Source organism: Sporosarcina sp. ANT_H38 (genome assembly GCF_008369195.1).
Taxonomy (GTDB): domain Bacteria; phylum Bacillota; class Bacilli; order Bacillales_A; family Planococcaceae; genus Sporosarcina.
Map to the genome: position 1 here is coordinate 403935 of NZ_VOBC01000002.1, position 22366 is coordinate 426300.

The 22366-nt window shown below is 42.7% G+C and carries 26 protein-coding genes; 12 read left to right on the top strand and 14 right to left on the bottom strand.

The features are described 5' to 3' along the window. Positions 1 to 222: 222 nt before the first annotated feature. On the bottom strand, positions 223 to 1890 hold the full coding sequence (gene argS, locus FQ087_RS13950; protein WP_149581194.1) for an arginine--tRNA ligase: 1668 nt from the start codon (positions 1888 to 1890) through the stop codon (positions 223 to 225). Beyond that, on the bottom strand, positions 1887 to 2330 hold the full coding sequence (locus tag FQ087_RS13955; RefSeq protein ID WP_149581195.1) for a YwiB family protein: 444 nt from the start codon (positions 2328 to 2330) through the stop codon (positions 1887 to 1889). The genes argS and FQ087_RS13955 overlap by 4 nt, the downstream gene beginning before the upstream one ends. A gap of 159 nt (positions 2331 to 2489) precedes the next feature. Here FQ087_RS13955 and FQ087_RS13960 point away from each other — a divergent pair, with 159 nt between their 5' ends. Both FQ087_RS13960 and FQ087_RS22480 read left to right on the top strand, forming a co-directional pair. Next, the gene (locus FQ087_RS13960) at positions 2490 to 4547 is read left to right on the top strand and encodes a transglycosylase domain-containing protein (protein WP_149581196.1); all 2058 of its coding nucleotides are present in this window, start codon (positions 2490 to 2492) and stop codon (positions 4545 to 4547) included. A 90-nt stretch (positions 4548 to 4637) separates the two neighbouring features. Beyond that, a complete protein-coding gene (locus FQ087_RS22480; protein WP_188006758.1) occupies positions 4638 to 4796 on the top strand; it encodes a hypothetical protein in 159 nt (52 codons plus the stop codon). Between the two features lie 402 nt (positions 4797 to 5198). Here FQ087_RS22480 and FQ087_RS13965 read toward each other — a convergent pair whose 3' ends face one another. Then, entirely contained in the window at positions 5199 to 5729 is a 531-nt protein-coding gene (locus tag FQ087_RS13965; RefSeq protein WP_149581197.1) for a YwhD family protein, read from the bottom strand. 67 nt (positions 5730 to 5796) lie between these two features. Between FQ087_RS13965 and FQ087_RS13970 the strand changes: the two genes are divergently transcribed. After that, on the top strand, positions 5797 to 5982 hold the full coding sequence (locus tag FQ087_RS13970) for a 2-hydroxymuconate tautomerase (RefSeq protein WP_149581198.1): 186 nt from the start codon (positions 5797 to 5799) through the stop codon (positions 5980 to 5982). 421 nt (positions 5983 to 6403) lie between these two features. Here FQ087_RS13970 and FQ087_RS13975 read toward each other — a convergent pair whose 3' ends face one another. Beyond that, positions 6404 to 6910: a YwgA family protein gene (locus tag FQ087_RS13975; protein ID WP_149581199.1), complete on the bottom strand. Its 507-nt coding sequence runs from the start codon at positions 6908 to 6910 to the stop codon at positions 6404 to 6406. Between the two features lie 11 nt (positions 6911 to 6921). Continuing rightward, entirely contained in the window at positions 6922 to 8220 is a 1299-nt protein-coding gene (locus FQ087_RS13980) for an HD domain-containing protein (protein ID WP_149581200.1), read from the bottom strand. A gap of 182 nt (positions 8221 to 8402) precedes the next feature. On the opposite strand from FQ087_RS13980, the gene FQ087_RS13985 reads away from it, so the two are divergent. Next, on the top strand, positions 8403 to 9041 hold the full coding sequence (locus FQ087_RS13985; RefSeq protein WP_149581201.1) for an RsfA family transcriptional regulator: 639 nt from the start codon (positions 8403 to 8405) through the stop codon (positions 9039 to 9041). A 123-nt stretch (positions 9042 to 9164) separates the two neighbouring features. On the opposite strand, the gene lipL is transcribed toward FQ087_RS13985, so the two are convergent. Next, complete coding sequence (lipL, locus tag FQ087_RS13990; RefSeq protein ID WP_149581202.1) at positions 9165 to 10007, bottom strand: octanoyl-[GcvH]:protein N-octanoyltransferase; 843 nt, start codon at positions 10005 to 10007, stop codon at positions 9165 to 9167. Between the two features lie 16 nt (positions 10008 to 10023). Then, positions 10024 to 10995, bottom strand: coding sequence for a phosphate acetyltransferase (pta, locus tag FQ087_RS13995; protein ID WP_149581203.1), 972 nt, complete (start codon positions 10993 to 10995; stop codon positions 10024 to 10026). A gap of 177 nt (positions 10996 to 11172) precedes the next feature. Here pta and hemQ point away from each other — a divergent pair, with 177 nt between their 5' ends. Beyond that, the gene (gene hemQ, locus FQ087_RS14000) at positions 11173 to 11922 is read left to right on the top strand and encodes a hydrogen peroxide-dependent heme synthase (protein WP_149581204.1); all 750 of its coding nucleotides are present in this window, start codon (positions 11173 to 11175) and stop codon (positions 11920 to 11922) included. Between the two features lie 103 nt (positions 11923 to 12025). On the opposite strand, the gene FQ087_RS14005 is transcribed toward hemQ, so the two are convergent. Continuing rightward, complete coding sequence (locus FQ087_RS14005; protein ID WP_149581205.1) at positions 12026 to 12877, bottom strand: aminopeptidase; 852 nt, start codon at positions 12875 to 12877, stop codon at positions 12026 to 12028. Positions 12878 to 12974: 97 nt separating this feature from the next. Here FQ087_RS14005 and FQ087_RS14010 point away from each other — a divergent pair, with 97 nt between their 5' ends. Together FQ087_RS14010 and FQ087_RS14015 are read left to right on the top strand one after the other, a co-directional pair. After that, positions 12975 to 13394, top strand: a complete 420-nt coding sequence (locus FQ087_RS14010; protein ID WP_149581206.1) for a cell wall hydrolase — start codon at positions 12975 to 12977, stop codon at positions 13392 to 13394. A gap of 24 nt (positions 13395 to 13418) precedes the next feature. Further along, complete coding sequence (locus tag FQ087_RS14015; protein ID WP_149581207.1) at positions 13419 to 13769, top strand: spore coat protein GerQ; 351 nt, start codon at positions 13419 to 13421, stop codon at positions 13767 to 13769. A 174-nt stretch (positions 13770 to 13943) separates the two neighbouring features. Here the strand turns inward: FQ087_RS14015 and FQ087_RS14020 are convergent, their stop codons facing one another. The 6 genes from FQ087_RS14020 to FQ087_RS14045 form a co-directional block, all read right to left on the bottom strand. Continuing rightward, positions 13944 to 14855: a beta-carotene 15,15'-monooxygenase gene (locus FQ087_RS14020; protein ID WP_149581208.1), complete on the bottom strand. Its 912-nt coding sequence runs from the start codon at positions 14853 to 14855 to the stop codon at positions 13944 to 13946. A 124-nt stretch (positions 14856 to 14979) separates the two neighbouring features. Then, on the bottom strand, positions 14980 to 15360 hold the full coding sequence (locus FQ087_RS14025; protein ID WP_149581209.1) for a DUF423 domain-containing protein: 381 nt from the start codon (positions 15358 to 15360) through the stop codon (positions 14980 to 14982). Between the two features lie 426 nt (positions 15361 to 15786). After that, entirely contained in the window at positions 15787 to 16050 is a 264-nt protein-coding gene (locus FQ087_RS14030; protein ID WP_149581210.1) for a YwdI family protein, read from the bottom strand. After that, complete coding sequence (locus tag FQ087_RS23085; protein WP_149581211.1) at positions 16047 to 16223, bottom strand: uracil-DNA glycosylase; 177 nt, start codon at positions 16221 to 16223, stop codon at positions 16047 to 16049. The genes FQ087_RS14030 and FQ087_RS23085 overlap by 4 nt, the downstream gene beginning before the upstream one ends. A gap of 48 nt (positions 16224 to 16271) precedes the next feature. Beyond that, positions 16272 to 16958, bottom strand: a complete 687-nt coding sequence (locus FQ087_RS14040; RefSeq protein WP_149581212.1) for a uracil-DNA glycosylase — start codon at positions 16956 to 16958, stop codon at positions 16272 to 16274. Positions 16959 to 16964: 6 nt separating this feature from the next. Next, positions 16965 to 17708: a DUF4230 domain-containing protein gene (locus FQ087_RS14045; RefSeq protein WP_370456078.1), complete on the bottom strand. Its 744-nt coding sequence runs from the start codon at positions 17706 to 17708 to the stop codon at positions 16965 to 16967. Between the two features lie 112 nt (positions 17709 to 17820). On the opposite strand from FQ087_RS14045, the gene FQ087_RS14050 reads away from it, so the two are divergent. The 5 genes from FQ087_RS14050 (at position 17821) to FQ087_RS14070 (ending at position 22332) form a co-directional block, all read left to right on the top strand. Beyond that, complete coding sequence (locus FQ087_RS14050; RefSeq protein WP_149581213.1) at positions 17821 to 18087, top strand: hypothetical protein; 267 nt, start codon at positions 17821 to 17823, stop codon at positions 18085 to 18087. Between the two features lie 58 nt (positions 18088 to 18145). Continuing rightward, on the top strand, positions 18146 to 18979 hold the full coding sequence (gene thiD, locus FQ087_RS14055) for a bifunctional hydroxymethylpyrimidine kinase/phosphomethylpyrimidine kinase (RefSeq protein WP_149581214.1): 834 nt from the start codon (positions 18146 to 18148) through the stop codon (positions 18977 to 18979). 290 nt (positions 18980 to 19269) lie between these two features. Next, positions 19270 to 19620: a YojF family protein gene (locus tag FQ087_RS14060; protein WP_149581215.1), complete on the top strand. Its 351-nt coding sequence runs from the start codon at positions 19270 to 19272 to the stop codon at positions 19618 to 19620. A gap of 18 nt (positions 19621 to 19638) precedes the next feature. Continuing rightward, positions 19639 to 20322: a bacillithiol biosynthesis deacetylase BshB2 gene (gene bshB2, locus FQ087_RS14065; protein ID WP_149581216.1), complete on the top strand. Its 684-nt coding sequence runs from the start codon at positions 19639 to 19641 to the stop codon at positions 20320 to 20322. 657 nt (positions 20323 to 20979) lie between these two features. Beyond that, positions 20980 to 22332 carry a YjiH family protein gene (locus tag FQ087_RS14070; protein WP_149581217.1) on the top strand — a complete coding sequence of 451 codons (1353 nt, stop codon included), beginning with the start codon at positions 20980 to 20982 and terminating at the stop codon, positions 22330 to 22332. The last annotated feature ends 34 nt before the right edge of the window (positions 22333 to 22366 follow it).

A 22366-nucleotide genomic window follows, 5' to 3' on the forward strand; every position in this document is an offset into this window, starting at 1 on the left:
TTGTTTACGGCTAGACTCCAGCGCCTAGCTCCTCGGGACACTTCAGACTTGCTGATAAAGGCAAAGTACGCCTTTTTCTTCAAGTCTTTCAGTGCCTGTCGCAGGCCTACAGGATGTAGGTCACGCAGCGGGGAGGGATTGAAATGCATCCCTCTTTATTGCCACAGGACGTGGCGCACCTAGGCTGCGTTCATTTGTAACAGGCGCTTCCGCTTTTGTTTATTACATTTTCTCCGGCGCAGATACACCTATCAGTTTCAATGCGTTGGCGATTGTTGTGCGGGTTACTGTAATTAGTGCCAGACGGGCTTCTGATAGTTCGCGGTTGTCTGGGTCCAACACTTTTTCTGCGTTGTAGAAGCTGTGGAATGTAGCTGCTAATTCTTGGATATACGTTGCAACGCGGTGCGGTGAACGCATTCTTGCTGCATCACTGATTACTTGTGGGAAGTCACCAATTTTCTTCAGCAATTCTAGCTCTTTTTCAGCTTGTAATAGAGACACATGCTCCACAGATGCAGCCATTCCATTTTCATCCGCTTGACGCAAGATTGATGAAATCCGTGCATGCGCATATTGCGCGTAGTACACAGGGTTTTCATTCGACTGGGAAATTGCAAGGTCTAAGTCGAAGTCCATTTGTGAGTCACCTGAACGCATTGCGAAGAAGTAACGGACTGCATCCAGACCAACTTCTTCAACGAGTTCGCGTAATGTTACGGCTTTACCCGTACGCTTACTCATCTTGAATTTTTCACCGTCTTTATATAACTGAACCATTTGTACTACGCTGACTTCGAGCGTGTCATTGCCATAACCAAGCGCTTCGATTGCTGCTTTCATCCGTGGAATATAACCATGGTGATCTGCGCCCCAAATATTGATAAGCTTATCGAATCCACGGAACAATTTATCCTCATGGTATGCAATATCCGGCGTCAAATACGTGAAAGTACCATCGTTTTTAATTAACACACGGTCTTTGTCATCACCGAAAGTTGTTGAACGGAACCATGTTGCGCCATCCTCTTCAAAGACATGGCCATTGGCACGTAATTTATCAAGAGCAACATCTATTTTGCCGTTTTTATACAATGAAGTTTCAGAGAACCAAACGTCGAATGACACACGGAAGTTGGCAAGGTCTGTCTTTAATTTCTCTAGTTCATGATCAAGTCCATATTGACGGAAGAATGCATAACGCTCTTCATCTGGCGTGTTGACGTATTTATCGCCATATTCAGCTGCCAACATTTTCCCGATATTAATGATGTCCGGGCCTTGGTAGCCGTCTTCTGGCATTTCTTTATCCAAACCGAGCGCTTGGAAATAGCGTGCTTCAACGGAATTGGCAAGGTTGTGCACTTGATTACCCGCATCGTTAATATAGTATTCGCGCGCCACATCATATCCAGCGAAATCTAGAACGTTGGACAGTGAATCTCCAAGAGAAGCTCCGCGTGCATGTCCAAGGTGAAGGTCACCTGTAGGATTGGCAGAAACGAATTCAACTTGGACTTTTTGGTTATTGCCGAAGTTTGATCGACCGTAGTTCTCGCCTTGCTCAAGAACTGTCTTGACGATGTCACCTAAGTAATCCGTTTTTAATCTGATATTGATAAAACCAGGACCTGCAATCTCAATTGAGTCGATTGATGTGCCATCTGTATTTAATTTCTCAAGAATCGCTTCCGCAATCGCGCGCGGTGGCTTTTTCGCTAATTTTGTCAGTTGCATAGCAATATTCGTTGCGTAATCGCCATTGTCTTTGTTATTAGGTGTTTCAAGCATAATGTCCGGTATAGCCGTTTCCTCTGCCAGACCCGCTTCAATTACTGCCTGACGCAATGCCGTTTTCACCTCATGTTGAATCTGTTCTACCGCGTTCATATATTTCCCTCCGTGTATGTAATAGTCAGTTCGTATTTTCCAAGAAGCGTTCCCTCTGCATGCAAATCATAATTCACATTGAAGCGTCCGCCGGAATTGTCCTCTTGCATTGTAAAATCGAGTTTATTCGTTTTGACAACTAAGTCAAAAGTCGCTGGTCCACTACCGTATGTTCCCGGTCGTTCTCCAGCTGCAACAAACGGCAATCGCATTGTTACAGCACCGCGACGCATAATTAATGCATCCTTAGAATCCAATTTAACAATTGTCTGTATTGAATTCCCACTTTGTTGTTCTTCATATTTCAAATACGAATTGCCCGCTTTTTTAATCAGTAAACCTGTAGAAGTTAATTCATGCTTCTCCTCGTCTTGGTCCGGATGCCGGATCAACGAATGGAGCTTAATCTTTACATATCGCTCTTTTTCCCGCGATTCCATACACTCACTGTCCTTTTCATGAAAACATCTTCTTATTATATCCTTTTTACGACTTACATTTCAATCTATCCGAGCATTGCATGTTTTTACGCATGTTCCGTTTAATCTCTTTCCACGCGTCCCATACTAGATGCAATGATACGGACGGGACGGGATCGTATGCAACGGACAGTGTATGTAAAAAATAAAAAGAGGCGTACGACGTTACGGCGGATTATGCTGCTAACCGTCACGATGGTTATGGCGGCCCTAACCGTCTTTCTTTCGCTCAGGCTGTATGCTCAAATTACTGGTGCACCTTCTTTAAGCGTGCCCAAAGCTTCTGTTTTTCTAGATAAAGACGGCAGGCAAATTGGCGACCGTTTTTCCGAGGAACGGCGATATTGGGTGAACCTCGATGAAATGTCACCTTTTTTAATCGACGCGGTCGTAGCGACGGAAGACAAGAATTTCTATAAACACAATGGTTTTGACTATAAACGGATCGCTGGCGCTCTTTTGAAAGATGCGAAAACCGGTCGAAAGGTAGAAGGGGCCAGCACGATTACCATGCAGTATGCGAAAAACCTGTACTTGACGTTCGAAAAGACGTGGAAACGGAAAATCAGTGAAGCACTTTACGCCTATCGGATGGAGATATTTTACGAAAAAGATGTCATCTTGGAAGGTTATTTGAATACTGTTTACTTTGGGCACGGCATGTATGGTGTCGAGGCGGCAAGTAAATTTTATTTTGGAAAGTCGGCGAAAGATTTGACGTTGGAAGAGTCTGCCGTTATTACTGCAATTGCTAAAGGTCCTTCGGTTTATTCGCCTATTGAAAATCCTGAGAAATCACGGGAGCGAACACTGCTGGTACTTTCACTTATGGAGGCGCAAGGGTACATTACTGAGCGGCAAGAAGAACGGGCGACAAACGAAAAACTTACTTTAAAAAACCGTGAATGGGCTGACTCGAAGCGCGTTGCCCCTTATTTTCTTGATGAAGTTTGGCGCGAGGCTGAAAAAGTACTCGCAGCGAAAGGACGCTATCCAGCAGAGGGAGGTTGGACGATCCGGACAACGTTAAATCCACTTCACCAACAAACTGCCGAAGAAATGATTCTAAAATGGATGCCAGCTAGCGGACTACAGGTTGGATTCATGTCGATTGAAACTGGTACGGGTGCAATAACTTCACTTGTCGGAGGGATGAATTATACGGAAAGCCCGTTTAACCGAGTGACACAAGCAAAGCGCCAGCCTGGGTCTGCAATAAAACCTATTTTGTATGCAGCTGCACTTGAAGACGGATTCAGTCCGCTAACGTTCTTATCGACTGAAAAGACCGTTTTCACTTACGATGAAGGACGCTCGACATATGAACCTAACAATGTAAACGGCAAATTCGCCGGCCACCCTATCTCCCTTGCACAGGCTCTGGCTATTTCCGATAATATTTACGCAGTGAAAACACTTGAAGACATCGGTTATAAGAAATTCAGTAACATGGCTGAACGACTTGGTGTCGACGGTAAATTCCCAGAATCACCGGCAACCGCCCTCGGTACCTCGCTTGTCACGCTTTCCGACATGACGAATGCTTATAACCGAATTGCTTCAGGCGGACTCGAAACAGTCCCAACAACGATTTTGTCCATAACGGATGCTGAGGGAAAAACGGTTTATGAACAACCGAAGAAGAGCAAGAAACATGTCATCAGTGAGCAGGATGCTTTCGTTCTCACTCATCTAATGACTGGCATGTTCGATCCTGTATTCAACGATTATTCTGCGGCTACTGGACTCTCAATGCGACAAAAACAGACGCGGCCCTATGCAGCTAAATCCGGGACGACGATATCGGATCAATATTTAATTGGCTACACTCCCTCATTAACTGCGGGTATCTGGACTGGATTCGATGTAGGAAAACAGCTGACAGAACTATCCGATAAAGCTGCATCGAAAAAAATATGGATTGACTTCATGGAAACCGTTAATCGTGGTACTTCACCCGAACCGTTCATCCCTCCAAATGGAGTCAACGACGTCATCATTGATGTTGAAACAGGTGGTATCGCGGTAAATGAATGCGAAAAGCAACGGCTCATCTATGTAAAAGAGAAGGATATGCCACGTAAGTTATGTACCGATAAAACACTGCGGGAACAGCGCTCCGCAGGTAAAGCTGATGAGAAGAAATTCGATCTGTTTCCGTTTTCGTTTTTTGAATGAGCTGGCTTTTGTGAGTGTTTATGATTGGTTGGAGTAGGAATATGATTGGTTGGAGCTCGGTTATGATCGGTTCGCGCGGGATATGATTGGTTGGAGCTCGTTTATAATCGGTTGGCGTGGGATATGATTGGTTGGAGCTCGTTTATGATCGGTTCGCGTGCGGATATGATTGGTTCGAGCTCGTTTATGATCTCGCGCAGGGATATGATTGGTCTGCACTCCTTTATAATCGGTTGGCGTGGGATATGATTGGTTCGAGCTCGTTTATGATCGGTTCGCGCGGGATATGATTGGTCTGCACTCCTTTATGATCGGTTCGCGCGGGGATATGATTGCTTGAAGCTCGTTTATGATCTCGCGCGGCGATATGATTGAATTGAGCTCATATACGGTCGATTTACTCCATAATTCATCAAAATCAAAAAAGCTTTCCTCTCCCAAATGACTTCGGGGAAGGAAAGCTTTTTTACCGTTCAAGGCGCCCTGTTAAATTATGTATCGCGCTTGGGTTTGTTTGATACGATAGTTATCAGGGAATGCACGATTCCGGTTGTCCTAGCTTACAATAGCAAGCTGTAATTTCAGTGTACTGCCTTTCAAGCTGACATTCAACCTCGGATTTGGAAGTCTGTGAATTTTGTCACTTTTCGTTCATAATCCTGGAGAATCCGTACTCAAATCAACATGCAGTTTTGATTCACTTCTCTCCCACATTTCTTTGTTATGAGTAGCTAGGAATTCGGCAAGGATCTGTTTCGATTTATCATCCATATGCTCAACTATGATATTTCGTTTCATCGATTTATCCATCCGGTTAACGTGATCCGCGAGCAATTTATAGCCCCGACGTTTTTCACGATTAACGACCATTTCACATGCTGTGACGCCTGCATAATAAGGCCCTTGTTCACGAAAATCGATTGTTACCCAGACAAGCCAGTACGGTTTTCCACCTTCTGAATCTTCCCGGTTTCGCGTAAATTTCACGCCTCGCTCTGTGTCACTTCTAGCATGCATTGCACCAATTTCAATACGTGCAACGCCTTCTTCGACGTCGATAATGACAGGCGACACATTTTCTAGTGACAACGAACCTATCCCGTATCCGCCATGACCATCCGTAGGATCATCTTTTATAATTGTAAAACCCAATTTTGATTTCGGTTTATTTTCATTTGTCATTTGTACGTCCCTCCAAATCTGATACTATATACACTATACCGAATAATTACCGAGAGGGGGAAATGATATGCCAATCGTAACTGTACAAATGCTAGAAGGTCGTACAGATGAACAGAAACGTGCGCTTTGCGAAAAAGTGACAGAAGCTGTCGCTGAAACAACAGGTGCACCTGCTCAAAATGTTTCTGTCATCATTGAAGAAATGTCAAAAAACCATTACTCTGTAGCTGGAAAACGTTCAAGCGATCAATAAACAAAAGCGGAAGCGCCTTGGTCAGGAGCGACAGGCATAAGACGGACCAACGAAGAGGCGCATTTTGCCTCGTAGCTGGTCTGACTTATGACCCGAGCTCCTAGGCGCTGGAGTCTAGACCTGAAATTTCCATATTAATAATACTCCACAATTCGAGATTTCGTAATATCCAGTATTTCAAAAAAAGGCTGCCCCGTGACGGTAAATTTCCGTTCAAATGGGATAGCCTTTTTATTATTGTCGGACCTAAAATATGCTTTCCGCTTTCCTTTATTGTCCAGACTCCAAGCATCAGCCCCTCGAGTCGCTTCTGTCCTAAAGATAAAGACAAAAGGCGTCTTTATTTTAGGTCATTCAGTAGGGAGGGATTGAACTGCATCCCTCCTACTTTTCGGGGCTTAGCGATGCTTTCCGCTTTCCTTTAATGTACTGAGTACGTCTGCATTTCATTAATAAAATCAAATGCATTTGTCATTTCCTCCGCGGAGAAATTCAGTTTATTTTTCACGATAAGGACCTTTGCAATTTGCTCGTCCTTGTCAAGATGATCGAAGTACAACAATGTAGAAACAAGTTCGAGGAAACGAGAGCTTTTGACGTTCATACTGTCGATGCAGGTGCCTAGCATTACGTGGGCATCATCTGCAGTTTCTAGAAAACCCGCCCCCTCGCCTGTCACTTGGTAGCTGAATTGGACATATGATCCTTTGTCCGTACACTGTTCCGCAAGAAACCCCATCTCGCATAGTTCTTCAATACGCAACGTCAATTCTGCTGAATAGGGTCCGTACATGTGAAGCTCATATTTTTCAGTGAATGGGAAATTCATCTTTTTTGCAATATAAATCATTTTTTGTAATTTTTTTCGTCCAGTGACTTCATTCGCCATTGAGATGAATTGTACAATTTTAGCGTGTTCTGATAGCAACTTCCCCACACCTAACCTTTCAGCATATCTAAAATCCGGCCATATAGGGGATTTTTTTCTTTTCCAGCTTCCAAAACATCTTCAGGGAAATAGATTTTATGATCTGTTCTTCTTTTTCCTGAAATCGCATCTACGACATCCGATGACCGTGACAACTCGCTCAGTTCACCATTTCGCATTTGCAGGTAAATCGGTAAACGTTCGTTTTCTTCACCTGGGCCGTAAAAGTCGTAGGGTAAATCTGACGACGAATCCGTAACGAGGTAATAGGTCGGGTCGATTCCTGCGTCCCTGAATAATTGTTCGAGTTCCCCGATTTTCCGGTACTCTGTGGCCGGATCGAATTCTGCATATTGAAACAGTTTCCGATTGATAAAACGATAGCAAAGGTCTGACAAAATTGCATCGTCTTCCTTCATCCAAAACTGGAAATATGTCAATAAAATACTTTCATCAAGAGCAATATAGTCTTCAAGTAAAAATGTCTTATCGAAAAACGAACGGAAGTGGACAGGTTCTTGTTTAAAGATATACCCGCTTTCATGTAATTGCTTTGCGCGGTGTAAAATTTTTATCAAGATCACTTCAGCGCTACGTGACACAGGATGGAAATAGACTTGCCAATACATTTGATAACGGCTCATGATATAGTCTTCCACCGCGTGCATGCCACTATACTTTATGACAGCCTGTTCTTCTGTCGGTCGCATGACACGCAGAATTCTTTCCATATCGAAATGACCGTACGACACCCCTGTAAAATAAGCGTCACGCTGTAAATAATCCATTCGATCAGCATCTATTTGGCTTGAAATCAAACTGACTACGAGTTTATCCGGATACGTTTTCCCGATAACATCTGCCACTTTTCGAGGAAAATCAGGTGCCACACGACGGAGTACCGCATTCACTTCCGTGTCCCCTAGCAAAATTGCTTGCGTAAATTGTTCATGATCGAGATCGAACACTTTTTCAAAAGCATGTGAAAACGGACCATGTCCGAGATCATGAAGCAATGCTGCACACATCGTCACAAGCCGCTCCTCATTATTCCATTCAGGTCTGCTATTAAAACCGTCGTCAATGATGCGCCTAACGATTTCATAGACACCGAGGGAATGGTGGAACCGACTATGCTCGGCCCCGTGAAATACGAGATACGTGGTACCCAACTGTTTGATCCGGCGAAGGCGTTGAAACTCACTTGTACCGATAACGTCCCAAATCACTCTGTCGCGTACATGAATATAGCGATGCACAGGATCTTTGAAAACTTTTTCTTCGACCAGTTTCTCATCTTTGTATTCCATAGTGCACCTCCGTTAACTCATTCCATTTAGTATAATCGTAAAATTGGTTCGTAGAAAGATGGAAAAAGGTACATTTAAGTGAAAAAAAGATAGAATGCTTTTTTCATTATGAATAAAGTAGCGAAATCCTGTCCACACTGACCGTAGAAAGAGACTATGAACATATGACAGGAGGCACGGTGATGGTGAAAGTTAGACAGGATGCTTGGATTGAAGAAAACGATACTTTATTAGCCGACACGGTATTACGACATGTACGAGAAGGTAGCACACAACTCAGCGCTTTTGAAGAGGTTGGGGATGCGCTCAACAGGACAGCAGCGGCTTGCGGGTTCAGATGGAATGCCGTTGTGAGACGAGACTATGAAAAAGAGCTTACAGACGCAAAGAAAGAACGCAAACAAGCGATACGCGTCCTCGGAAAAGACTTTAAACGACGGGGACAGCAATTATATAGTCCTTCACAAGGTCAAGAGGAAGAACAAAAGATTTCCGTTCCGTTATCAGCACTCTCTCTCGATACGGTTATCGCATTTCTAGTTCGTATGCATCACACAGGCGTGGGCGATAACGAGTCACTTCGCTGGAGGCAAACTGCTAAAATCGCGAATGAAAAGTCAGAACAGCTCCAAAGAGAAATCGAAAAACTTCAGCAGGAGAATAAAACACTGCGCGCCGATTATGAGCAATTTGTTCAAATCATGAACCGCGCACGCCGTCTCGTCACACTAGATGATGATTCTGATCGTACAGCACCAGTATTCAAGATGGAACAAAACGGCAACCTAGTTTCAAAAGAACCGCCTATCAACCCAAGATAGGCGGTTTTTCCTTTTAATTTCTGCCTGGTGTTGCTTAGTTCATCGAAAAAGTTGGCTACCTCGCTGATATGTTACATTCTTCCGATAAAAAATAGATGCCCCGATTTAGGAACCGGCCGCTTTTCATCCGAGCTCTAACATTTTTTTATTGCGATCGAAGACGCGGTTCAAATAGAAGGTGTACAGTTCCATTTCTTCCGGTTTCAAGCCACCCATATCAACGTGGTCTGCGAGTTCACGCAACAAAAGCTGTGTGCGAATAGTGATATCACTGACGGTAAGCGGCATGTCCAGCAGTTCTGACAGGGATGCCATCACTTCAGGTTGGATTGTCGGGTAAGCAAACTTCGTTTCTTCCCCTTGCAAGCCAGTTTCGTAAAAATCACGGATTAATTCAGCACGTTCTGCCCCGCTTCCTTCGACGCAAAGATAGACCTGGACCGCGATACCTTGGCGCAATCTGCGCTGTGAGATGCCAGCAAATTTCCGGCCGTCAATGCTCAAATCATACGAACCCGGGCAGTACGAACCAACAATTTCATAGGCTTCAATGCGGTCGGCCGCTTCCGGGAAAAGCATCCTAACGAATGCGAGCATCACTTCGTAGCCTGCTGGAATATCTATTGAAGAGTTGGACTCAGACAGTACAACCGAGATGTTTAATACCCCTTCATCAAGCACCACTGCAAGGCCGCCCGAATTACGTACAATTGCATTATAACCTGCCTTTTCAAGGGTCAAAATTGCTTCTGAAACATGAGGCAACCGATGATCCTGGATGCCGAGTACAACGGTTTTATTGTGTACCCACGTCCGGACTGCGGGAACACTCAATTGCTGGCCAACTAGATGGCAAAGCGTATCGTCTGCCGCGAATGATTCCAGCGCAGAACGGTTACGCGTCGTCATAGATTCATCAACGAACCGCCATTCAGGGATGTATAAAAAAGATTCATATTGCGTCATTTTAGTTAGCTCCTGCTCATAGACTTTGCGCCGCTGTTAACAGGGCAAGCTTGTAGACATCGTCTGCGGAACAACCGCGTGACAAGTCATTCACGGGTGCATTCAGGCCTTGAAGAATCGGGCCGATTGCCTCATAGCCGCCGAGACGTTCTGTTAATTTATAGCCAATATTCCCAGCTTCAAGCGACGGGAATACGAAGACGTTCGCATTGCCTTGAATAACTGATTCAGGTGCTTTTTTCGCAGCAATTTCAGGTACATACGCCGCATCAAACTGGAATTCTCCATCAAGTAGCAAATCAGGTGCAATCGATTGAGCGATTTTCACTGCTTCTGCAACTTTCACTGTTTCTTCCGTTACAGCAGATCCTTTTGTAGAAAAACTCAGCATAGCAACGCGGGGATCTACGCCGAATGAGCGTGCTGTTTTTGCGCTTTCAACTGCGATTTCCGCCAGTTCCTGCGCTGTCGGTGCGACTGTAATTGCACAATCAGCAAAGACGAGACGTTCATCGCCTTTCATCATGATGAATGCACCGCTTGTCCTTGAAATACCCGGTTTCGTCTTAATGATTTGAAGCGCCGGCCTAACTGTATCCGCAGTTGAATGTGCCGCCCCGCTCACTAATCCGTCTGCACGTCCTGTATAGACAAGCATTGTTCCGAAATAATTGACGTCTTTTAGTTGTTCACGCGCTTGTTCCAACGTCACTTTGCCGTTGCGGCGTTCCACGAAATTTTCGGCCAGTTCTTCGAAATAAGGAGCACTCGTGGGATTAATAATATCTATTTCCAAAATATTAATTTCTGCTTCAGTTGCCGCTTTTTTCACTTCGGTTTCATTGCCAAGAAGGACTGGTTTCACAAGCCCTTCCTTTTCAAGGCGTGATGCCGCTTCTAAAACGCGGATATCCGTTCCTTCCGGCAGAATAATCGTTTTTCGATTGCCGCTTAAACTTTTTTTAATGCCACCAAATAAATCAGCCATTAGAAATCCACCTTTCGAACAATCTCATTAACCTAAGCATACACCAATGATGCAGGTGGTTAAAGTGTTTCACTTCATGTCAAATTCGTGACAATGGTACTAGCAAAGGACGTTTAATGGACTACTATGCTACACTCATTTAAGAAGGTAATTCATAATAAAGGAGTCTGATTTCATATGATCGAAGCAGCAAAAACACTAGACGGCTGGTATGTATTACACGATTTACGCTCGATGGACTGGGCGTCATGGAAATTAGTATCAAAAGAAGAACGCCAGGCAGCAGTAAATGAATTTCTAGTCTACCTTGAAAAGCTTCAAAAAGCGGATGACGATAAAACCGGCGCACACGCTTTCTATACAGTAATCGGTCAAAAAGCTGATTTCATGCTTATGACTTTGCGTCCTACAATGGTTGAGCTACAAGAGCTTGAAACCGAATTCAATAAACTCGCAATCGCAGATTTCACGATTCCAGCGTATTCATACCTGTCAGTCGTTGAACTATCGAACTACCTTGCAGGTGATTCTACCGACGATCCGTACCAAAACCCATTTGTACGTGGACGTCTGTATCCTGAACTTCAACGCAGCCAATATATCTGCTTCTATCCGATGGACAAGAAGCGCGACGGAGACGTAAACTGGTACATGCTAGATATGGATAAACGAAAAGAATTGATGCGCGCTCACGGTTTAATTGGGCGTAGCTATGCTGGAAAAGTAAAACAAATCATTTCCGGTTCTGTCGGCTTTGACGACTATGAATGGGGCGTAACATTGTTCGCAGATGACGTTCTTCAATTCAAAAAACTAATCTACGAAATGCGTTTTGACGAAGTAAGCGCACGCTATGCTGAATTTGGCTCATTCTTCGTTGGTACAATTTTAGAAGGCGACAAAAAAGAATCGTTTTTCAATGTGTAACTAAGAAAAGCATCTGGAGCTAGACACCGTTCCATGTTCAACAACTTACATTTTCTTATTTTTTTAATAAAAGGGGGCCGCATATCGACTGCAGCTCCCTTTTTCATGTCCCCAACCAAACCAATATATCTGCCTTCAAATCATTACCCTTCCAGAATACGAGCGCCTCTTCCTCCCCTACCCTTTCAACGAGATGCTCGATATAATCCGTACCCAGTAAATAGCCAAGTCGGTTATGACCGAAATAACTGCCGCCGGATAAGCGGAACCATTCTTTTTCCTTTTTCATGTCCCACCCTGACGATGCATCTTCCAAAAAGCGTTGCTTCACCTCAGATTTATTCTCCTCAAAGCAATTAACCCACAGATCCCCGTCGTCATCGTACGTAAAATACACAGAGTTGTTTAGTCCCGGAACAATTTTTCTCGACAAATATGTTGCTGCGCCTTCCGTATATAGTGTTGTAAGTCCATGCATCCAATCAACCTTTGTCAAGTCCATCTCGTTTTGCGTCGCGAATGAAAAATGAGCGACGTGACCTATTTCGTGGGCAACAATAACTTTTAGATGGTTTGTTTCAGAAGATAGTTTTTCGACCGCAAAATAGATTTCCCGTTTATTAGTTCGTGTAACAAAAGCATTCGAACCATACGTACCCACAATCAGTTTATATTCTAGATTAAGATCTAAAGAGTATGCATTACTATATTTAGTTTCAATTTCTTCAATAATTATTGGTAGCTTAGTCGAAATTTTACGTATGTCTTTGATTTTCACTGGATATTTCTTAATTGCTGCCTGAAGACGTTCCCCCGTTTTCGGACAGTGGATCGGGAAATACTGGTCATACACGTCGGGATACCTATTGATATACGATTCTAAATCGAGTAATTCAAACTCCTTCTTTGATTCGTACAGTGCCAGAAAGTCCGGAATACTATTTTGGATAAACATGTAAACTCCCCTTTTTTCTAAGTGTACCTTAACCGTTTTCATTTTCCAGTCATTTTTCCCGCATTCGATTCATATGATTCCCTAAGGGGGTTGAGCCGTGGCAGTAATCAAATACAATGAAGCTGAATTGGATATGCTTGCACGGCTAATGCGCGCTGAAGCGGAAGGTGATGGTGAACTAGGCATGCTTTTGGTCGGTAATGTCGGGGTCAATCGGGTGCGTTCAGGTTGTCTCGACTTCAATGATATCCGTACCTTGCAGGAAATGATTTTTCAGAGCCCTGGCGGTTTCGAAGCAACGACGAAACCCTATTTTTATCAGCGGGCGCGCGAGCAAGATAAAAGACTTGCAAGGCGTGTTGTCAACGGCGAGCGTTTCACTCCTGGAGAGCGCTCATTATGGTTTTTCATGCCAACAGGAGATTGTCCAGCTCAGTGGTATAACCAATGGAACACTGGTAGATTCAAGTCACACTGTTTCTTTTCACCAACGGTCGAAGACTGCCCGAACGTATAACTCAAAAGAAGAAAGGATGAAGAAATGGTCCAATACTATTGGAATCCACCCTATCAGAATCAGCACGTCACACCGCCGCAAGTAACGCTTCCAGCTGGAGGAAGGCCACCCGGACCACCTCAACGTGAACAGTCATACATTGAAAACATTTTACGGTTCAATATCGGGAATCCTGGCATCTTTCATTTTTCATTTGAACATGCACTTGCTTCAGGTGTGAACACGAAAGCCGTAGTCGGAACAGTTCAAGAGGCAGGCCGAGATCATGTTATTTTAAAAGAAACAGCAACAGGGCATCAATTCCTCTTCCCTATGATTTATTTTGACTATGCAGAGTTTGAAGGAGAAGTAAATTATTTCCCACAAACTAATTGAATTAAAAAAAGTCTTCTGTAAGCCTTTATTTAGGCTAATAGAAGACTTTTTTAGTTTTAATAATTTAATCGGGCATCTACATAACTTCGGGAACGAATTGGATCATCCACTCGTATCGCCGCTTTCAAAAAATTCTTTTCGAATCCTAAAAAGAGTATTGCATTTAGTGGCCGCTTAAATGTGATGACACATTGCGGTGAAATCGATTGTATCTTTTGCCTTCAGGTTTTCATTGGCAGCGTCGGTCCCCCATGCAATATGCTCAATTTCATCAAACGGAATGACCATCCGCTTCCCTAGTCCGAGTGCTACGTGAATTTGTTTTCCGTCGACACTGAGCGGGTTGAGACGAACTGCTTGGATATATCCTAAAAAGAAAATCACCGAGTAAATATTAACAATAAGAAGAACAATTGAAAGAATTATCGACTTATCAAAGAGCCACCAGTGAATGCCGATGGTTTCAATGACAATTGCGTGAATCAGCATGATATAAAAGGCAATAAAACTTGTTTTCGTATGAAGCGAAAAGCGGTTCTCTCCCATAATCGGTTGTTTTCTCCACGAAGCAAATGCGTAGTAGAACATAACGGATTCTGCGCTAATTATTTTTATAAGGGGATGCTTACCTATTCGTTTTTCGACTAACGCTGCGTAAGTGAAAAACGGACCTTCTCCGCTTTCTTTTACCTCTTGAATAATTCGAGGTACATGTTTCAACAGAATGATGATAAGACCGATTTCGGTAAGGAGTATAATTCCTTCAATCGTGAGCGCAATGTAAGGAATGAATTTGAATGGTTCAAAATAAGCGTTTGGAATAATGATTCGCGCTGTAATTATACCGAGCACCATGAACGTCACGAATCTTTTCACAGTGAAACCTTTTTTGCGCGTCATTGCGACAATGAGCAATGGAGCGATAATCGAGAAATCAAAGAGTGAACCAAAAATAACCCACGTCGCATCTGCTGGCGCCGGTAAAAATGGAAATGGCAATCGGTAGAGAGCAAGATTAGACGAAATTACAAGAACGAGGGCAACCAAAAGTAACGGTGTTTTTGAATTTCGCTTACTAGAAACCATAAAAGCACCCCTTTTTTGTTCATTATAGCATCGTAACCATATTTAAATGAATGAATAATAAGAATATTAAACAACACTTCACAAAAAAAGAAAAAACAGGTGAGAGGATTCCCCCCTACCTGTTTCAGTTTGAAAATTTAACTGCTGCGATAATAAGCATAATCCACCCTGCGATGAATGCCACGCCGCCAATTGGCGTGATGGCGCCGAGTATGCCGATTCCCGACAAGCTCAGTATATACAGGCTCCCTGAGAAGAAGACGATTCCGACTAGAATCAAATAACCCGCCCAACTTAACTGTGTAACTGGTCCAAAAAGCGATGGACTCATAAGAATTCCGATTGCAAGCAAAGCGAGTGCGTGAAACATTTGGTACTGCACAGCAGTTTCCCAAATTGCTAAATAGTGTTCAGATAGTTTCTCTTTTAAGGCGTGCGCTCCAAATGCACCGAACGCAACAGCGATTGCCGCGTTGACAGCCCCTGCAATAATGAAAAATGGCATTTAGTTCCCTGCTTTCTTATTATGATTTCAATATGAATCAATTCCATAACTACTTATTTAATATTTAAAGACGGACAACTTTTGAGTGTATTATTTTATTGTTCGTATATGATTTGACTACTCTCGTTGATTGTAGTGCAAGGCGGCGACTCCTGCGGGAACAGTACGAGCTGAAGACCCTGGACTGAGCGTAGCAAGGGAAGCGGCTGAAGCCGTACCCGCGGAAAGCGTCCGCCTGAAACGGAAATCAGCCTTGTTCGGATTTTATAGTTAATACTTCTATTATGAAATTGATTTCAATATACCAGCGAATTAGGATTTTCTCCTTTAATAAGTCCAAATAAAGATTTCCTTCAAATACATTTCGGCGCTTTTAGAATGCCTGCGCTCAGTATATACACCGTATTCAATACTTCAACATGTCCATTAAAAATCAAATAATGAACCGCCGTTAGCATCCTCTTCTTCAAGTAGTTTGCCTTCCAAAGAATTGATTGATTGCACAGCGCTAGTGGTTGTAAGTATCTTCGGGACACTCTTCTCTTCACGCTTATTTTCCCCGCCAAGCGCAACTTCGCAAAGTGATCTGACAGCGGAAAACGCCTCCCGCATCGTGCTTTCATCATTGGAGCGCCTTGCAACACTTAATTGCCGCTCCATTTCCGATAATATTCGGTCATATGTTATCACTGTCTAGTGCCCCCTTTCTTCTGTTCAAATTGCAAACAGTCCGTACCAGACGATTTCTTGACGACGATCGATGGTAGTTCCCGCGTTTTAAATCCATATGCTTTGCAGCCACGGGGATTTTGTTGGTCCCATGTTATGAAGAAATGTTGGCATTGGAAACAATTTACTGCCACTTACGATCAACCTCTTTTCATCCAACTTTAGCACGGCTACAACACAATTTAAAGCACACCGCCTGTTTGGTACCAGTCAATCTGTGTTTCACCCCATGATTCAAGAATCTGATTCGTCTTCGAATATGGACGGCTACCGATAAACCCACGACTTGCGCTCAGCGGGCTCGGATGAACCGATTCGATAATTGCGTGACGCGATGTATCGATGAGTTTCTTCTTGTCCTGTGCTGGACGTCCCCATAATACGAAGACGATTGGTTTGTCGCGGTTTGATAACTTCTGGATCACTACATCAGTAAATGTCTCCCACCCTTGCTTGCGATGCGAATGCGCTTGTCCATCACGTACTGTAAGCACCGTATTCAGCATGAGCACGCCTTGTTTAGCCCAACCTAACAGGGTTCCACCCTCCGGCAGCAGACAGTCGATATCAGAAGTAAGCTCCTTGAACATATTGCGTAGACTAGGTGGTATCTTGACACCCGGCTTTACCGAAAAGCTTAATCCGTGTGCTTGTCCGGGACCATGATACGGGTCCTGTCCTAAAATAACGACTTTCACTTCATTAAAAGGCGTCCGTTTGAACGCAGTCCACAATTCATCCATCTGTGGATAAATTGTTTCTTCTGCATATTCTTTTTCCAGAAATTCACGCAGCTTACTATAGTAGGGTTTCTTGAATTCATCATTCAGGACATCACCCCAATCGTTTTCAAAAAGCACTTTATGCATAATCCATCACTCCTTGAATTCAATCGTCACGTCATAGCCAGCGAATGAAAACATTTCATTCAGCGTTTTCTCGGCATTCCGCTGTGCCGTCATCAATACACCTTGTCCAGTAGTTTCCTCCAATATTAACCTTTTCGCTTCCTCGGCGAGTTCGTAGGCCTCTTCAATATTCGCTTTTTCACGGAATAATCCTTCGTAGGAATATACTTCGACTTCATCGAAATAGATTTCTGCTCCTCCTAAAAAGGTGGCTGGTGGCAATATAAGTTTCGCTGTTTTTTTCTTTTCATCGACAATTACATCACTTTCCGTCAAACCCGACATGTCAACGCCCGCTTTTACTGATCCCGGAATGACCACTAATAACTGTCGCTTCGTTCCTGGCAAATTGAGACCGATACTTTGCCCGAATAATATATTATCTTGTCGTTCAATGATAACTTTTGTATATGCTTCGGCAGTTGCTAGTTCGTTCAAGTCTTGGATTTGTTCGAGAAATACGCCTTTTTGTTCCGTGAACGTGCTCCCTTGTTTCAATATGAAGAATGTCACAAACGGCAAAGCGACAATCATTAATAAAATTAGTAGTGCAATTACGATGGTCGACTTTCTCCATACTGAAAAAGCTACTTTCCCACCACGCCAAAATCCGCGCGGGCGGCCTTTTACTTCTTCCATCGTCACTGCAGTTTGTTCTTTAGAATCCTTCAATTCTTTCAACAAACGTTTGATTTCCTTGTCATCCGCCACTTCATCCCTCTTTCCCTCTTTTTCCGACACTATCTTATACGTTCACATTATAGGAAAGTTCCATTTCAAACAACTAGAAAGACATGGTAGGATAATGTGGGAGGGGTATGACATGGCAGATATGCAATTGCGTGAGAAAATGAAAAAAGTTTCTGAAGCTGCGAAACATGGTGGCCACGTACCGGAGCGGTCCAAAAACGCTGGACTCATCGTTTTTCTGATCCTTATAGGGTGTGGAATGATCTTCATGTTAGCTCTTGCTATAGGACTTTTACTAACTAAACATATTATCAGTGCTGCCATTGTTTTTTGTATCGCAGCACTCCTCGCATACTCCGTTTTCAAAATGATGAAAGCCGATGATCTCGGAGAATTGTAATTTTATATTTATTTGATAAGATTAAGTTAGAATTTATTCGAAAAGGAGATTTGCCATTATGACGTTGAAAAAGACATTAACAATTGCAGGATCCGATACATCAGGTGGCGCAGGTATTGCTGCGGACTTGAAAACATTCCAAGAACACGGTACATATGGTATGACAGCAGTTACAGTCATTGTGACAATGGATCCGGATAATAATTGGTCACATGGTGTCTACTCATTACCGGTCGACGTTTTGAAAGCCCAAATTAAAACAGCTCTTTCGACAGGAATCGATGCGATTAAAACAGGTATGCTCAGCACAGAAGAAATCATCAAAATCGCAGGCAACGCGATTTCCGACTCAGGCCTCAACCATGTAGTTATCGATCCGGTTATGGTTTGTAAAGGCGAAGATGAAGTACTGAATCCAGGCACAGTAGATGCAATGGTTGAATTCCTTCTTCCAAAAGCAGAAATTGTGACACCGAACTTGTTCGAAGCAGGACAACTTGCTGGCACAAAAACACCAAAAACGATTGAAGATATGAAAACAGTCGCTGAAAAAATTCATTCACTTGGTGCTCGCAATGTTGTCATCAAAGGCGGCAAACAGCTGGACCATGATAAAGCTGTGGATTTGTTCTATGACGGCAAAACGTTCACTCTTCTTGAAGCAGAGAAAACAGCGACAACTTACAATCACGGTGCGGGCTGTACATTTGCCGCAGCAATCACAGCAAACCTAGCAAATGGTCTAGATGTAAAAGACTCTGTATTTGAAGCAAAAAAATTCGTTACAGCGGCAATAGCAAACGGCTGGAAACTGAATGAATATGTAGGACCTGTTATGCACGGAGCGAAAAACCGTTTCGGCGCACCAGAAATTACGACGACTGAAATTTAATGAAGTTGTATCCGGTGTCTACAACTGGCACCTGGGTACTAGGCGATATCCACTAGAATCATTCATTAAACTTATATAGTAACAACGTCAAGAGATGATTAATGTCTCTTGGCGTTGTTATTTTTATTTTATTGAACACCTCAAAAGCCTTTGTTTGAGAATTCTCGAATTTCGTTATTCCCCTCACTGTACGTCGGACACTTTTCACATTAAGACCCATGAATCGCATTCAACACCCCTTTTCTATATACTAAAGAGAAGCACTGTTACAGTTTTAAGGAGGGCTATTCATGGAATTAGTAAAACCAGATCATTTGCAGGAACTCATAACTTCTTTTGCGAATAAAGACGTGTACATCCATCTCGAAACGACGAACGGTTCCTATGCCGCTCATTTCAATGAAAATGTATTTAACGCGGGTGCGTTCATCCGCAATATCGTCATTAAATTCGAACTTGGAAAAGTCGCTGGCGATTCGCCCCACCGCATCGGGTTGAAGTTACCATCCGGTTGGATTTACGCGCAAGGTATCACACATTATAAACTCGACGAGCACGGGCGTCTGCTCATGGCAGGCCTCGATTCAGAAGGAAAACTTGCGGTTGCGCTTGAAATTAGCGAGACTCCGTTCACATATTAATAAAGGAGGTTATTTTTTATGATTAAAAAAGAACGCCATGTACTTGTCATATTCCCCCACCCAGACGATGAAGCATTCGGCGTATCAGGTACCATTTCTTCCTACAGAGATATGGGGGTACCTGTCACGTATGCTTGTTTAACATTAGGTGAAATGGGACGTAACTTAGGGAATCCGCCATTCGCAAACCGAGAAACTCTTCCTCAAATTCGGAAAGAGGAACTCAAAAAGGCTTGTGAAGCAATGGGACTTGACGATTTACGGATGATGGGATTCCGAGATAAAACGGTCGAATTTGAAGATGATGAAAAAATGGTGAAACTCGTTACAGACTTAATAGAAGAAACGAATCCTTCACTTATTATTTCATTCTATCCTGGTCTAGCTGTCCATCCAGACCACGATGCAACTGCACGCGCAGTTGTACGTGCAGTCCGAAGAATGCCGGAAACAGAACGTCCTACAATTTATACACTCGCCTTTGCGAACAATACGGTTGAAGTCCTCGGAGAACCCGATATTATTCACGACATTACAGCAAATGCTGATAAAAAAATCGCAACGCTAAAAGCTCATGCATCTCAGACCGTGTGGATGATGAAAGATATGGAAATAAAATTAGCAGCGCAAGATCCAGATTCACTAAAATGGCTTAATTTCGAGCGTTTTTACACATATCGATGGGATAAAGATTTCGAATAAGAAGGTACAGTAAAGAGCTACAATCTAGATGTCTTGATTTCCCTTCAGGAGCATAATTCAATAAATCACTACGAGAAAGAGACTATAAACCACATTGGTTTATAGTCTCTTTCTTATGTATATTTATTTATTAAATCACTAGTGCCCCATAAATAATTACTTAGATTTCAGTCAGTGTGTTTATATTTTTTTCAAAAAGGTAAATACCCTAATAGAGGTAGCGCTATCCATTTGTTGAAATTATACAGAAAGGCAGGGTCGTCAGGCAAAAAGATTATTTCTTATGAGACGTTGGAGTTCTCGAAACACCGTATCCAATACGTCACATCCCTATACATAAAGACATCTCGGTAATGGTATGAAAGTGATTCAGTCCAAAGCAAGACAATGGCAACCTTACAAGGAGCGCGTATTGTTTCATCAATTTACTAGATGGTGAATTTCGGTTACTCAACAGACGTGATATTTTCTTTTTTAAATGAACTATTAATATCTCCTTATAGAATCAGTTAGTTTTAATAGTTCTAAGGTTTTCAAAAAGAATAGACCGAAAAGTTATAATAGTATATAATCTATTTATAAAGAAAAAATAATAGTAAAGAATGTATAATTATTCACCATATACATGATATACTGTTACAAAAAGGGGAATATAAAATGAAAAAGTTTGCTTTATCCACATGGTTCTATTTTCTAGTTCCATCGATTCTCGGAATTCTTTTGTTCATGATACCTATGAAATATGCAGGGGAATGGAAAATACCTATTGCCATATTTGCAGACTTATTATCAGAAACGATTGCTCCGGTTATGCCATGGGTCGCTACAATTACTCTAATTATCGCAGCACTCGGTTCGATTGTATTTTTGACTATTCGAGGTGACAAGGTAAAGTCACCCTTTATAACAAATTTATTCAAAGTATCGCTCTTTTGGACAATTGTCCGGATTATAGGTGCTATTTTAGCTTTACTTACCGTACTTCAAGTTGGTCCGGAAGCTATTTGGAGTGAAAATACGGGTGCACTTCTGCTAAGTGAAACCGGTCTTGTTACATTCCTGTTTACAATCTTTTTGTTCGCTGGAATTCTCTTACCACTTCTACTTAACTTTGGTTTACTTGAGTTTTTTGGAACAATGATGGTGAAAATAATGCGCCCTCTATTTAAAATACCAGGTCGTTCTTCCATCGATGCACTGACATCATGGATTGGCGATGGAACAATTGGTGTTTTGCTAACAAGTAAACAGTATGAAGAAGGTTTTTATACGAAGAAAGAAGCAGCCATTATCGGAACGACCTTCTCCGTTGTGTCGATTACCTTTTCTATCATCATCATCGAAGAAGTTGGACTCGGTGCTTATTTCTTACCATTTTATGGTACGGTTGTTTTAACTGGTCTGATTCTCGCGTTTATTATGCCGCGGATTTATCCTCTTTCAAAAAAGAAAGACGAATACATAGACGGTAGACCATTTACAGGCGATGAAGAAAAATTACCAGAAGGATACAGTGTTTTTTCACACGGACTCGAAAATGCATTAACAAAAGCGGATAACAATCGTTCAATCGTTAAAACCATTTCAGAGGGCCTGAAAAATGTCCTAGATATGTGGATTGGTGTTATTCCAGTCGTTATGGCTTTCGGAACAATTGCATTGATTCTCGCTGAGTATACAAGTGTCTTCACAATTTTAGGGAAACCTTTCGTACCAATCCTGTCCATCTTAGGAATACCTGAGGCGGCAGAGGCGGCGCAACTTATGGTCGTCGGATTCACGGACATGTTCCTGCCCGTAATCCTTGCCAATGGTTTGATCACATCTGAGTTGACATTGTTCGTTGTTGCCACTGTTTCAGTGACACAACTCATTTTCATGGCCGAAGTTGGGGGACTTCTGCTAGGCTCAAAAATTCCTGTAAACTTTTTTGAACTTGTTGTTATTTTCCTTTTGCGCACACTCATTTCACTACCAATTATCGCAGGAGTAGCACACCTTTTATTCTAATGAAGCATGAAGACCTTGCAGATGTTTGCAGGGT

What these genes read in the sequence shown, in the direction of transcription:
- argS (WP_149581194.1), bottom strand. Translation starts at nt 1,890, where the DNA reads ATGAACGCGGTAGAACAGATTCAACATGAGGTGAAAACGGCATTGCGT.
- FQ087_RS13955 (WP_149581195.1), bottom strand. Translation starts at nt 2,330, where the DNA reads ATGGAATCGCGGGAAAAAGAGCGATATGTAAAGATTAAGCTCCATTCG.
- FQ087_RS13960 (WP_149581196.1), top strand. Translation starts at nt 2,490, where the DNA reads ATGCAACGGACAGTGTATGTAAAAAATAAAAAGAGGCGTACGACGTTA.
- FQ087_RS13965 (WP_149581197.1), bottom strand. Translation starts at nt 5,729, where the DNA reads ATGACAAATGAAAATAAACCGAAATCAAAATTGGGTTTTACAATTATA.
- FQ087_RS13970 (WP_149581198.1), top strand. Translation starts at nt 5,797, where the DNA reads ATGCCAATCGTAACTGTACAAATGCTAGAAGGTCGTACAGATGAACAG.
- FQ087_RS13980 (WP_149581200.1), bottom strand. Translation starts at nt 8,220, where the DNA reads ATGGAATACAAAGATGAGAAACTGGTCGAAGAAAAAGTTTTCAAAGAT.
- FQ087_RS13985 (WP_149581201.1), top strand. Translation starts at nt 8,403, where the DNA reads ATGGTGAAAGTTAGACAGGATGCTTGGATTGAAGAAAACGATACTTTA.
- lipL (WP_149581202.1), bottom strand. Translation starts at nt 10,007, where the DNA reads ATGACGCAATATGAATCTTTTTTATACATCCCTGAATGGCGGTTCGTT.
- pta (WP_149581203.1), bottom strand. Translation starts at nt 10,995, where the DNA reads ATGGCTGATTTATTTGGTGGCATTAAAAAAAGTTTAAGCGGCAATCGA.
- hemQ (WP_149581204.1), top strand. Translation starts at nt 11,173, where the DNA reads ATGATCGAAGCAGCAAAAACACTAGACGGCTGGTATGTATTACACGAT.
- FQ087_RS14005 (WP_149581205.1), bottom strand. Translation starts at nt 12,877, where the DNA reads ATGTTTATCCAAAATAGTATTCCGGACTTTCTGGCACTGTACGAATCA.
- FQ087_RS14015 (WP_149581207.1), top strand. Translation starts at nt 13,419, where the DNA reads ATGGTCCAATACTATTGGAATCCACCCTATCAGAATCAGCACGTCACA.
- FQ087_RS14020 (WP_149581208.1), bottom strand. Translation starts at nt 14,855, where the DNA reads ATGGTTTCTAGTAAGCGAAATTCAAAAACACCGTTACTTTTGGTTGCC.
- FQ087_RS14025 (WP_149581209.1), bottom strand. Translation starts at nt 15,360, where the DNA reads ATGCCATTTTTCATTATTGCAGGGGCTGTCAACGCGGCAATCGCTGTT.
- FQ087_RS14040 (WP_149581212.1), bottom strand. Translation starts at nt 16,958, where the DNA reads ATGCATAAAGTGCTTTTTGAAAACGATTGGGGTGATGTCCTGAATGAT.
- FQ087_RS14050 (WP_149581213.1), top strand. Translation starts at nt 17,821, where the DNA reads ATGGCAGATATGCAATTGCGTGAGAAAATGAAAAAAGTTTCTGAAGCT.
- thiD (WP_149581214.1), top strand. Translation starts at nt 18,146, where the DNA reads ATGACGTTGAAAAAGACATTAACAATTGCAGGATCCGATACATCAGGT.
- FQ087_RS14060 (WP_149581215.1), top strand. Translation starts at nt 19,270, where the DNA reads ATGGAATTAGTAAAACCAGATCATTTGCAGGAACTCATAACTTCTTTT.
- bshB2 (WP_149581216.1), top strand. Translation starts at nt 19,639, where the DNA reads ATGATTAAAAAAGAACGCCATGTACTTGTCATATTCCCCCACCCAGAC.
- FQ087_RS14070 (WP_149581217.1), top strand. Translation starts at nt 20,980, where the DNA reads ATGAAAAAGTTTGCTTTATCCACATGGTTCTATTTTCTAGTTCCATCG.